Raw genomic sequence first — 12,208 nt, 5'->3', positions numbered from 1 at the left:
GAAATTTTTCGCCATTCAGAGGGCAGATTGCTCATCAAAATGGTGTAAGCAGCAGGATCGCCCTTCGAACAATGGTGTAAGCAGCAGAACTCCTGCTCTTCAAAATGGTGTAAGCAGCAGGGTGATTACCCAAAAAGCGGGTGAAACTCCCGTCGTTACTGGGCTCCGATGGTGTAAGCAGCAGAATCAACCGCGATCAGAATGGTGTGAACAGCACATAGGGGCCAGGTGAAACTGGTGTAAGCAGCAGAACAACAGCTCATCAAAATGGTGTAAGCAACAGAATCACCGGTACTCAGAATGGTGTAAGCAGCAGGATCGCCCTTCGAACAATGGTGTAAGCAGCAGAACTCCTGCTCTTCAAAATGGTGTAAGCAGCAGGGTGATTACCCAAAAAGCGGGTGAAACTCCCGTCGTTACTGGGCTCCGATGGTGTAAGCAGCAGAATCAACCGCGATCAGAATGGTGTGAACAGCACATAGGGGCCAGGTGAAACTGGTGTAAGCAGCAGAACAACAGCTCATCAAAATGGTGTAAGCAACAGAATCACCGGTACTCAGAATGGTGTAAGCAGCAGGATTGCACCTCGGAAAATGGTGTAAGCAGCAGATCGATTGACCATGAACAGGCACAAACCCCTGTTATTACGGGTTTCCGGTGGTGTAAGCAGCAGAATCAACCGAGCTCAGAGTGGTGTAAGCAGCAGATCACCAGCTCATCAAAAAGGTGTAAGCAGCAGATCGATTGACACGGACAGGCGCAAACCCCTGTTATTACTGAGTTCCGGTGGTGGAAGCGGCAGAATCACCGTTGCTCGTATGGTGTAAGCAGCAGCATTGCCTCTCAAAAAGTGGTGTAAGCAGCAGGTGAGGAGTTGATGCTAGGGCCTGACCGGGGTGTAAGCCACGCCATGAGGAGCTTAAACGTTGATCAAGACTTAAGCGTTACATCTAAGCCATTGATAATAAATGGAATACTGCTGCTCATATATAGACATCGAAAATCACCTCGATTAATCCCCGGCCTTAAAAGGCCCCGCTAGCGCGGCGAGATCTTCGATCCCTGGTTACAACTGCTCACATATAGCATCAGAAAATCACCACAGGCTCCTGAAAACACCCTGTTTGGTGCTCATATATAGCCCTCAAAATTCACCATGGCGTGCTGCTCAAATATAGACGTAGAAATTCACCAACCTCGTGATATGCAGGGATTTGTTCGATACCTGCTGCTCATATATAGACATTAAAATACACCAACCAAGGGCAATTTTTGCTTGCCTTTCGTTTCAATAAAATAAACCGTCCGTCTCGGACAAGCTAAATGGGGCGATTACGGGTATGGAATAGTGCCCAGGCCAGGGACTTGTGGATTGATGGTGTAAGCAGCAAAGAAAATGGTGTAAGCAGCAGAAAAAAGTGGTGTAAGCAGCAGCTTAAAATGGTGTAAGCAGAACAAAAAATGGTGTAAGCAGCTTGTGGATAACGAAATCCCAGATCTTTTTTTGCGCTTCAAAATATTGAAATTTATGGAAAATCCGTTTTTAAAGCTTGCGCCTGATTTCCCCTATAACTGATAACGTATCATAACGTAGTAATAACGTATTAAGCGCGTTGGCTCGCTTAAACCCGTCCCGAATGGGCTCCATTTCCATTCGATCAGTACCCGAATTAGACGAAATTTCCTGTCATAACCACCTTTGGATTGTGACCAAATTAGATATTTTAACTTTCACCTTTAGAAAAGTTTGACACTCAAAAAAAACCCGCTATGCTGCTCAAAATACGTCGATCCTTTGCACCATAGATAGGTCTAAAGGCACTCATGAGCAAAGCCACACAAGATGACACCACGGGTACCCACTTCGAGGTGCCGGAATATTCTGTTGCGGAAAGACAGGATTACCTGGAGCTACCACTGAATCCGCGTGAGATTCAGTTTTTGGCAGCTCTATTTGATGCAGCTGAAAAACATGGCAGCTCCATCGTTACCTCTGTGGAACTGGTGGAAGAGCTAAAGGCCAGAAAGATCGCCAGCTCACGGCCTTCGATCGACCGTTATGGCAGAACGCTCAATGATTACGGTGTTTTCGATGGTGCTTTTCGGAAGTACGGGCACAATAGCAGGAAGCGTAGACTCTGGCGCCTGAGGGACTACACCTCCGTCAAACAGTCCGTTGACCAAAAGATCGAAACAAGTGCCAGGAAGAAACGAAACCCCATTGCCCGAAGCCAGAGAATACGGGAAAGCAATACTCAATATCTAAAGTCCCTCGAAGGGGCCACCCCACGCAGTGAGAATTTCTTCTTCGGTATTCTTGATCGCTGCATGCCTCGTTCCAGCTGGGAAGACGTGCCCGACAACTTCATGGTGACACAGCTGACGTTCCAGAATGAGATGGTGACCATTGAGACATCAACGCAGACCAATGGTGACCGCCTTCTCACCTGGAGCGATAAGCCGGTTATGCGGGCGCTTTTGACGCAAATTGCTGGTTTAATCGAAGTACGCCTTGCAGAAGTCGGTGGTGATGTGAATCAGTTGGAGAATGCGTTTCCCATAGATACCGTGGAAATAGCGGATCTGATGGAGCTGGAGCATCCATCCAACACGAAGAATCAGCGCCGGATATACAATGCGATCCGGGCCATGGAAAGTACCCGTTTTGATGTCAAAGTCGACGACGTACAAAACAGTAAGTTCATGAAGTTCTTCAACTTGGATGAGAGCACACACTATCTGAGTGAAGCTCATTTCCGACTGCTCTCGCACATTGATATATACGATGATATGACTCAAAGGGAAGTGCCGCGTCATCTCGTGGTTAGTCTCGGAGCTCATCTCTGGTACCGGATCAAGAACAATCCCACGACCAAGGCGATTTTCAGGGCGCATCGAGAGATGCTCAGTCACCGCGTCAGTGGAATTATGCAGGTTGTCTACGATTATCTGCGCCCGGTGATATTTAAAACCCCGGGAAACAAGAGAGAGCGCAAGATCAATAAGCCGCTCCAGCATTTCGCCCGGACCCTCGTTCCTTCGATGGATTATTCCGCGTTCAAGGAAAAATTCATCAAGGGCCTAAAGGCTCATGACCCTGGCCCATTCGAAGGATGGGTTGAAGAGTCCGGAGAGCCAGTGAAGGTGAAATTCTGCGGGTATTACATAACCCTGTTCCGACTTCTGGATCCGGATCCAGAATACAAAACCCGTGACAACCTAATCATCCAGGTAGAGCGGGATAAGTGGGATCCGATCATTGGAGACGAAAACAAGAAGTCTGCGCCTGTACCCACCACGCTGACTGGCAAGCGTCAGTATTCATTCTTCTGAATCGAAAACCGGTAGAGGAGGCGACTAAGCCCTGGGCGCCTTCCTCTGTAGTTCTCTTTTTGTCCGCTCGTTCCTCGCATTATCAAGCTCGGTCAGAGGGTAGTGTTTGCAGGGAAATAGGAAGCCCAGAGAGTCGCGTAACGCTGACTCACACAAAGGGCATTTGGCTGGTCTGATCTTATTCCCGCTAATCTGCACCTTCAAAAAAGGCTCTCCTGGGCTGACTCCGGCTCAGTGGTAGGTTGTACTGGAACCGTCCATTGTACCGGCGTCAGTCCATTAAAACAGAGTATCTGGTTGGCAGCTTCAAAGCAGCCAGACCCTAGAAACGCCGGGAAGTCTTTGCCGCTCCTGCTTGCAGCAAGAGGGCTCGGATGTGACGTCCGGATAACGTGATGATTCGGGTTTTGGTCTTGAGCCGCAACATCATGTGCCCAGCGTCCCCACGCAAGATAAACGATAGGCTGGTCCAGCTTCGCCAGGTGATCGATCGCGGCTCCGGTAAGAACCTCCCAGCCTTTTTTGCCATGAGCTCCGGCTTGACCAAAGCGTGTGGTTAAGCAGGTGTTGAGCATCAAAACCCCATTTTCAGCCCATTCCGAGAAATCACCATTATGGTCCGTGACCTTACTGAGCCCGGTGATTTCCTTCACGATGTTTCGGGCCGATGGGGTCAGTTTGTACCCGGGCTTCACACTGAACGACAGGCCAGTAGCCTCGCCATTCATGTACGGGTCCTGCCCGATAATCACGACTTTAACCTGGTCCGGCGGGGTAGTGTGAAAGGCACGAAACCAGTCTTCCCTGGGAGGGCAGATATCATGCTCTTCGCAGTCGCCGCCGAGGAAAGCTTCAAGAGCATGAACTTTCGGGTTGTCGACATGCGCTAGCAACACATCGCGCCAGTCGTTTTCAATCTGCTGAATCTGTTTTGAAATTTGCATTAGTGGTCGTTGGACGCCTCGGCCGGTTTGCGCATGTATTTGTCCACGTTCACGAAGCCTGTTTTAAGGTCCTGCGGGTTTTCCTCATCGTACATCACCACCAGAATCCAGCCCTCCGGAAGCCATGCAACCGGGCCTGAAGTGGCGTCGAGTTCCGCCCACTTTTGATCGTCCTCAAGCGCCTTATCGTGTTCCAGCTCTATGATCCTGTCTTCAAGCATAGGATGAACCCCTCTGAAAACAGAGCGAATCTTCCAGTTGTCCCCGACATCCAGTGCACAGCGTGCAGCATATTCCTGAGAGGACCATGGATCATTGAATAAGGGTTGGGTGGCATCGGTCATATAAAGTCCTATTTGAAGCCATCAGGCATAGCTTAGAGTTTCTCGAAACTACATCGACCTGTCCGTTACGGAACGTATCCTTTGGTTATGAGGAAGACGAAGGATTTAAAGCGCCTTCCTGGAAGTAGATTTGCGAGTTATCCCGAAATCCCGCTGAGCGCTTCTCTCCGAGTTCACCCGAAACTATGCCCCAGTACAAACCAATGAATTGCCAAGCGCTATTCATACCCAGCCGGCTGATCACCTTGGACCGCAAAAGCTCGTTACCTTCGACAAGTCTGTGAAGGTCAACATGAATAATAGGTGTCGCCGATTCGAAGTACTTGTACTCAACCTTCTTTCCCCACAAAGCCGCATGAGATTGAGCCGTACTTAAGGAATCAAAGAGATACCACTGACAATTTGGGGAGGCATCAACCTTGAATCCGGGAAGCCTAGATCCTGCTTTTAACTGGGATATATGAGGAGTGCCAATGCGCCTATACTCTGCTCCAAGCAGCTTTGCAGCGTAACGGACAATGCTCATGTGTCCCTCTTCGTCACGCTGATATAGGTCAGCCACTTTCCGCAGAAGTGTACTTGCTGAGCTCAGAACACCCCTATCATCAATGTCGAGTTTGTTCATCCAGCGAAGAAAACGGCATCGTGATTGCTTAATCCATCGTTCATGGTTCTTTAAGGGCACATCACTCAGTTGATCAGGATTAATCGAGTAGTAAGCGCAGTTCAGCCATCGTTCAAAGTGAAGACCGTTAACCGGTCTGTGCTCGATCTGCTTGGCCATGTAAAGCTTTTGGAAAACCCCGGATGCCCTGGGCGTAACTTCCCCACCTTGGGTCGTAGGCCTGATGCCATTTTCACCTGAAAGCTCTATCAGCATTTCAAAAAAACGATATCCATGGCCCGGCGCGATAGCGCGTTTTAGCTCCCAAGGGGAGGTTGAGACGTTGAGCTCGGCAGCGCCAATGGCTTTGATTTCACCGTTATCGACGCTGTACAGGCAGACGGTTTGACTATCGGGACCATCACAACGGATCGATGGCCCCAGCCCTTCTATGCGATGGTCACTTGTCAGCATGAAACCCGGCTCAGTATCGTCTCAATTTCATCAACAGCCTCGTCACCGTATTTGGACCCTACGACCTTTTCGATCTGCTCAAGACGCAGCATTTCATTACTGTTCGACATGGCTGAGATCCCGATCGCAGGCGGATTCTCCGGATCGTAGGCCTGGTACCGCTGGCCAAGCTGTTCAAGTTCGTCCTTGGCGGCCGCCTCGTCGTGAATGGTGTAAACAACAGTGATATGACGTGGCATGAGATTCTCCTGGGTTGATGGTTGGGGCGGCCGTTAAGCCGCCGCCCGATGTTCGCCGTAGGTGGCCACTCGGCCAATCCGCGGCAGGTAGAGCGCCAGTCTCACCGGCTCATTGCCGAGATGGGCAACCGCTTTTCCATACAGAGCCATTTTCTCTTCGTAGCGCTGCAATTCCCGGGCAATGAATGCGTGCTCCGGTTCCCCTTCAGCAGGTGCACTGGTCTTGGTGTCGACAATCCAGCGAACGCCGTTGTCGACGAAGGTCAGATCGATCACCAGATCCTGGACTTCGCCATCGACCACCAGGGTAACCGGCTTCTCCGCCTCTTTCTGGTCATGATCAGCCAGCAGATAGCGGCCGTCCTCGCTGTTCAGGCCTTTGAATGCCTCTTCCACGAGAGTTACACCCTGATTCAACTTGCCGATCGGCAGGCCGTGGCTGCGCAATTGGCGCTCCCAGAACGGTTTGAACTTTGCAGCATCCGCGGGGTTAACTTCCCGGATCTGCTTGTCATTGAGCAGCTGCAGGAACCGGTGGAAGACAGTACCTGCAGCAATGGCTACGGCATTGTCCCATGAGAGCTCGGGGACATTTTCATTGCCGAAACCTTGCTCGGGGCCTCGATACTGGGCAAGGGGAGCAGCCAGCTTCCCGGACTTCAGGAAATTCTTGCCTTCAATGCGGGTGACGACCATCTCCGGCGCCTTGGTTACAGATTCGCGGACAGGGGACTCAGAGAGCTCCGCCTGATCTTCGATCTGTTTCCAGATGATGCCCAGCAGTGAGCTTTTGCCCGGTGTGGCAATCTTTCCGGAGTCCAGAACATCAAGGCCAAAGGTCAGGAACAGGCGCTTTTGTGGGCGTGTGGTGGCCACGTACATCAGTCGCGCCATTTCCTGGCGGGATTTGTCCGATTCCCGGGCCCGCAGGAAATCATACAGCGGGACATCTTTGGACCCTGGGGGTGCCATAGGCGCCATGGCCATCCGGTACTGGCCGGAATCATTCAGCCACTCATCCCAGTACAAAAGGCTCTTCTCATCCGGGCGGGTGCCGTTGGCCAGGCCCGGCAGGAATACGGAGTCAAACTGAAGGCCCTTCGCCTTGTGCATGGTCATGATCTCGACGGCGTTATCCGCGCCGGCGGCGTCCGATGCATAAAGGCGAGCAGCTGAGCGGTTCAGGTTCTCGGTGTCCATGATGGTACCGCCCACCTCCAGACCGGAAATCAGGTCCAGCGTCTGGCGCACAGCCTCAAGCTCACCGGCGTCTTTGGTCAGGGTGGGGCCGCCAAGGGCAACCCAAGCACCCTCGACCACCTGACGCAGGGATTTGCGCTGGTACCGGCCCAGAGCCTCGGTCATGACCTCGGTGAACCGGTCCAGAACCGCCTTGGTTGCCGAAACCATCGGCTGACGAATGTTACCCAGAGCCGACCAGACATGGTTCGCTCTACCCACAAAGCTGTTGATCTCCAGCATTGTGATGCCCACCAGGGGGGAGCGGAGCAGGGCTACCCATGCCAGCTTGTCCACCGGGTTCATGATGGCTCGAGTCAGGCACAGCAGGTCTGAGACCACCCCCAGAGAGGACAGCGGATCAATGTCTGACGCTTTCCACGCAATCTTGTGGCGCTTCAGGGCCGGTAGAATCTCGCGCAGGTGCGACCGGTTACGTACCAGGATGGCGGAAGTCTCTTCCGGATGCTGGGCCTGAATGTCCTTCAACTTGGTGGCGATATAGTCGGCCTCAGACATGGCGTTATTGATCGGGTCACCGTAGAAGCCGCGAACGACCACTCCGTTACCACCAGAAACACCCGCCGGCACAGTAGAAGGGCTAAAGGTAACCTCGCTTCGGGCGATGTTTTCCTCGGCCGGGAACACAGGGCCGTACACCATGTTATTCCACTCGATGATGGCTTCAGTGCTACGGAAGTTTTCGGTCAGGTAGGCCGCTGTCAGGCGGATATCGCCCAAACCGTTACGACGCGCTGCGAGGAAGTTAGACACGTTGGCGTCCCGGAACTTGTAGATAGACTGCTTCGGATCACCAACCAGAAACAGAGTCCGGCCATCGCCTTGCTCCCAGCCGGCCGTCAGGCGCTTAAGCATCTGGGTCTGAGGTTTGGATGTGTCCTGATACTCATCCACCAGGATATGGCGAATCTGGTAGTCCAGAGACAAGGAAGCCTCACCGGGCATAGTTTCATCGCCAAGCGCCTGCAGAGCCGCCTGGAAGACGTGGCCATGATCCGCGGCGCCGTGCTCAGTAAAGATGACCTGAAGGTCTGCGGCCAATACCGGCAGGATCTCAACAAGAGTGTCCATCAGAGCCAGCGCATCCGAACCTTCTTCGATAGCCTCAGGCAGAACACCACAACGATTCAGCAGGGCGCAGGCATCAGGATTGATATCTTCAATCTCGCTGACTACCTGAGAGAACAGGTCCTTCATGGCCTGCGCCTCTTTCTTCTCCTCACCCTTGAGCTTGCTCGGAGCCGGGAAGCCTTCCTTGTCGGTCAGGCGCTTACGGAATGTACGGCCGGAAGTCAGCATGAAATCGACCAGGCCGCGCCAGAACACAAGATCGACCTCTTTGGTATCCGGGAACTGCTTGTAGCGGGCAAGCTCTGCAATGGCTTTGGATTTAACGCCGTTCTCAGTGGCATAGGACCACAGCTGAGCCAGAGCAGGGCCAACGCCGGCCACCTCAATAACCGTGGAAATCTCGGCAATGGTGCCAAGGCCCAGCTCTGTGCAGGACTCGTTGATCAGGTCATAGAACTCCCCACGATCACGCGCACTGAGTACGTAGGCCAGCCACTGGTCACGACGCGCCAGCAGGTTGGTAAGGAACGACCGGGCCCGAACCTGGCGGTTGTCCATCAGGTCGAGGAACTGGAAAACGGCTTCAGACAGACTGTCGTCGCCCTGGGAGTCCAGAGACTGAAACAGGCGATCCACTGCTTTCTCGTACAGAGGTGAGGGGTCTTCCTCAACAACCACAGGCCCGCCAAGCTGGGAGGTAATGGGAGACATCCGGACGATCATGTGAGCCAGCGAGTCGAAGGTAACGATCCGAAGACGGCTCGGGTTATCCAGAAGATTCCAGCCCATCTCTTTATCGCGCTTGAGGGCGGCGCGTGCGCTGTCATAAAGCACTTCTTCGTAAGCGTTGGTGGCAGTAGCGCCAAGAGCAACGGTGCGCAGCGCACCAATGACCCGGCTGCGCATTTCAGCCGTCGCCTTGCGGGTGAAGGTGATGGAAAGTACTTCTTCCGGGTTCTCTGAAACAGCCAGCAACCGGAGCTTGCGGACAACCAGATTGGCGGTTTTGCCAGAACCGGCGCCAGCTTCAACGATAACGGATTTGCCGGGGTCTACGGCCAGATCACGGCCCTGTTGGTCTTGTGCGATAGTCATATCTGCCTCGATTCGTTTATCCTAACCTGAAACCAATAATACACCGTGCGTGGTGTACTTTGCAAGGGATAGTTGGTAGTATTCCTCTAATACGAATCACAAAGGACGAAAAATGAAGCCGTCGAGCAGCAAATACATCTCCATGGAGTCCATGCCACTCACCGAGCTTTTCGATGGTGAGCCTGGCGCCACGGGCCTCTATATCCCGGCACCGGACACTGCGGCAGTGTTCGGAACAGCATTGCCCGGATCTCGTCAGCCGCTAAACGTTACGGCTCGGTCAGCGGAAAGCGCTCCACCGTACAAACCCTGGTTGTTCTTCGCTATGAAGGCGACAGCGATATTCCGGTAGCCTTAAAAATGCTTCAGATCACCATTGTCGACACAGGTGCAGTGTCAGATCGGTCAAAAAGGTACGTTGAGAGTGGAGGGGTCAAGAACCGGAAGCCCCGGAAGAAAAAGCAGGAAGGAAGCGAGCAATGAACCGGTTTTCGATATGTAAGGGTCCTTTTGTGGTTATCGCTGCCATCCTCCTGGCTGGATGTGCAGATAGCCTTTCTTTCCAAGAAGCCCAGAGCGCTGATGTTGTCGGATTCTGGCATGGCCTCTGGCATGGAATGATCGCGGTACCGGCCTTTATTGGCAGCTTGTTTTCAGAGGATATCGCCGTTTACGCGATCTATAACAACGGAGCCTGGTACGACTTCGGATTTCTGATGGGCGTTGGCGGGTCAAGCTCGGCAACGGCAGCAGGAGCCCGCTTCAGAAACTAATGATGCGGCAAACCTTGAATTTCAATTACTGGTGAGGAGGTCGGCCCGGCCGAAACGTCATGCTGTTCAATATTGTTTTTCTGATTATCACAATGCCAATTGGCGCAATGATTCATCCGTGGGGCATTGTCGTGCCTCCCGTACTGTTAACCTGCTGGGGCCTCTGGCAAATGTATGCAGGATCCAGAGATCTGAAACGGTACCGCAATGGGGAGATTCTGATTGACTCGAAAACCGGTAACCCCTACCTGAACCCCAGCCACTCTAAAAACAAACGCAGTGCGCCTAAAAATTCCAGTGTCGCCTTCGAAGGTGCTGCTGCCGGCACAGCGGCTGCAGCTACCGCTACCGCGTGGCCTGATGATTCCTCCGGGCCCAGCTCAATGGCCGAAAACGTTGTTGACGACTCGCTTTCAGAGCCCTCAATCAATCCTGCTACCGGCCTGGCCATGGTTGGCGGCATTGATACTGATGGAAATCTGTTCGGAACCAGTGGCGCTTCCGACGACATGCACTCCATTGATAGCGGCATCGGTGATGATCTGGGAACCGGAATTGATGACGGCATTGGCTGCAGTTTCGATGACGATTTCGGATGCGGTATCGATGACTCGTTTGGAGGAATGGACGACTTCTAACATGCAGTAATTGGCAAAAGTCTTGGAGATAAAATTCTACTAACACCGAAGAGAGGTCCGAGTGAAACCTGGTCGAAATGATCCCTGCACCTGCGGAAGCGGGAAGAAATGGAAAAAATGCTGCGCCGTGGCCGGAACTGCCTTGGCGGAGGTAAAGCTCTCAACCGAGCTTAAGGAAAAGCTGAGTCAGAGGGTTTGGCTTCATGGCACCAAGGCTCAATTTAATAAATGGAGCTCAAACCCACCGTCAAAGGACCCGTGGACGCTAGCGCACACAGCGTTGTTTTTTACTACTGACTGGGATTATGCAAAGGGGGCCGGACACTACATTGCGAGGTCAAGCTTGTCCGATCGAGCGAAGGTGCTGGACACGACCTTTAACTACGAGGGGAGTGAAGCTCTAAGGCGCTCTCTGGAGAAGGATTCGGTGGTGAGTCTTTATGAGAACGCAAAACCAGAATATTGGCATGAATGCTGGAAAACAGGCGATGTGCTCAGACCGCTAATGCCTCGTGGTCCAGAGCGGTCTTTGAAGGCAAGTCAGCACCTTCAGCGAAAGATTCGACAGTACATGGCTCAGGGATTGCGTGAGCAAGAAGCTCAAATTGCGACTCTCCATAATGAGACTCGAAATCTGATTGAGACCATTTGTGTGCATGCGAAAAGGCTTGGATATGATGCTTTGTATGGTTACGAGGTTGATAGGCATTCCGGAAGCCAAACCCCTATTGCGCGGCCTTGGCTCGCAGTTATGACGCCATCTATGTTGTCGGATCCTGAGTGGTTTCAGAAGACTTGAGGTGTGAGTGCAGAAGGTTCTAGGACGGCAAAACCTTATATGTTCAGCCCGGTACCGCCTGGGCAAAAATGGAAGCCAGACGATCCAGTAACCGACATCAGGAGGCCAGCATGCCCCGGGCAATAGATCAATCCACCACCCACACCTGGGCGGACGAAGAATCCCGTACGAAAGGCACGTCGAAAGCGAAATCAGTCGTTACAAGTGTTCGCCCGGCCGGCGAGGAGCACCAGGTAGTGACTGTTCTTGGTGGCGACACGCTATACCGTAGGACTCCTTGCAGTGACTGCCCCTGGCGAAAGGATGCCGTGGGGGTGTTCCCGGCCGAGGCCTTTCGACATTCCGCGCCAACGGCTTATGACATGTCTCAGAGGAAATTTGCCTGTCACCAGACCGGAAAGAAGAAACCAGCAATGTGCGCCGGGTTCCTTCTGCGCGGTGCTGACCATAACCTGGCTGTGCGGTTACTGCGCCTTCAGGGCGCTATTGGCGACGACGTGGATTCCGCGGGTCATGAGTTACACGATGGTTATGCCGAGATGGCGATCGCCAATGGTGTTGGTGAGTCTGAGGAATGTCTGAAAAAGTGCCGCTAGGGCGCTACTAAACCAGCTTGATATGCTCTTAAGTAAAT

At 52.7% G+C, this 12,208-nt stretch carries 11 protein-coding genes; 6 read left to right on the top strand and 5 right to left on the bottom strand.

All coding sequences use genetic code 11. The annotated features are described in order from the left end of the window. Nucleotides 1-1,824 precede the first annotated feature (1,824 nt). Nucleotides 1,825-3,333, top strand: coding sequence for a hypothetical protein (locus AC5JQH_RS22085; RefSeq protein WP_153637500.1), 1,509 nt, complete (start codon nt 1,825-1,827; stop codon nt 3,331-3,333). 200 nt (nt 3,334-3,533) lie between these two features. Here AC5JQH_RS22085 and AC5JQH_RS22080 read toward each other — a convergent pair whose 3' ends face one another. The 5 genes from AC5JQH_RS22080 to AC5JQH_RS22060 form a co-directional block, all read right to left on the bottom strand. Then, nucleotides 3,534-4,277: a uracil-DNA glycosylase gene (locus AC5JQH_RS22080; RefSeq protein ID WP_136630772.1), complete on the bottom strand. Its 744-nt coding sequence runs from the start codon at nt 4,275-4,277 to the stop codon at nt 3,534-3,536. Continuing rightward, nucleotides 4,277-4,621, bottom strand: coding sequence for a hypothetical protein (locus AC5JQH_RS22075; protein ID WP_136630773.1), 345 nt, complete (start codon nt 4,619-4,621; stop codon nt 4,277-4,279). Before AC5JQH_RS22075 ends, AC5JQH_RS22080 begins: the two co-directional genes overlap by 1 nt. Before the next feature lie 85 nt (nt 4,622-4,706). Further along, nucleotides 4,707-5,699: a hypothetical protein gene (locus AC5JQH_RS22070; protein ID WP_482901614.1), complete on the bottom strand. Its 993-nt coding sequence runs from the start codon at nt 5,697-5,699 to the stop codon at nt 4,707-4,709. After that, nucleotides 5,693-5,938 (bottom strand): hypothetical protein, encoded by a 246-nt coding sequence (locus tag AC5JQH_RS22065; protein ID WP_136630775.1) that lies wholly within the window; start codon nt 5,936-5,938, stop codon nt 5,693-5,695. Before AC5JQH_RS22065 ends, AC5JQH_RS22070 begins: the two co-directional genes overlap by 7 nt. 33 nt (nt 5,939-5,971) lie before the next feature. Then, nucleotides 5,972-9,364: a UvrD-helicase domain-containing protein gene (locus AC5JQH_RS22060; RefSeq protein ID WP_493806046.1), complete on the bottom strand. Its 3,393-nt coding sequence runs from the start codon at nt 9,362-9,364 to the stop codon at nt 5,972-5,974. A gap of 112 nt (nt 9,365-9,476) precedes the next feature. Between AC5JQH_RS22060 and AC5JQH_RS22055 the strand changes: the two genes are divergently transcribed. From AC5JQH_RS22055 to AC5JQH_RS22035, 5 genes are all read left to right on the top strand, one after another. Beyond that, nucleotides 9,477-9,716, top strand: a complete 240-nt coding sequence (locus tag AC5JQH_RS22055) for a hypothetical protein (protein ID WP_493806045.1) — start codon at nt 9,477-9,479, stop codon at nt 9,714-9,716. 127 nt (nt 9,717-9,843) lie between these two features. Continuing rightward, nucleotides 9,844-10,137: a hypothetical protein gene (locus AC5JQH_RS22050; RefSeq protein ID WP_493806044.1), complete on the top strand. Its 294-nt coding sequence runs from the start codon at nt 9,844-9,846 to the stop codon at nt 10,135-10,137. A gap of 92 nt (nt 10,138-10,229) precedes the next feature. After that, complete coding sequence (locus tag AC5JQH_RS22045) at nt 10,230-10,775, top strand: hypothetical protein (protein ID WP_493806043.1); 546 nt, start codon at nt 10,230-10,232, stop codon at nt 10,773-10,775. Between the two features lie 61 nt (nt 10,776-10,836). Continuing rightward, nucleotides 10,837-11,574, top strand: a complete 738-nt coding sequence (locus tag AC5JQH_RS22040; RefSeq protein ID WP_493806042.1) for an SEC-C metal-binding domain-containing protein — start codon at nt 10,837-10,839, stop codon at nt 11,572-11,574. A 110-nt stretch (nt 11,575-11,684) separates the two neighbouring features. Further along, on the top strand, nt 11,685-12,170 hold the full coding sequence (locus AC5JQH_RS22035) for a DUF6283 family protein (RefSeq protein WP_493806041.1): 486 nt from the start codon (nt 11,685-11,687) through the stop codon (nt 12,168-12,170). The last annotated feature ends 38 nt before the right edge of the window (nt 12,171-12,208 follow it).

The organism is Marinobacter sp. H13 (assembly GCF_059072335.1).
This window is presented reverse-complemented; position numbering and strand designations above follow the sequence as displayed.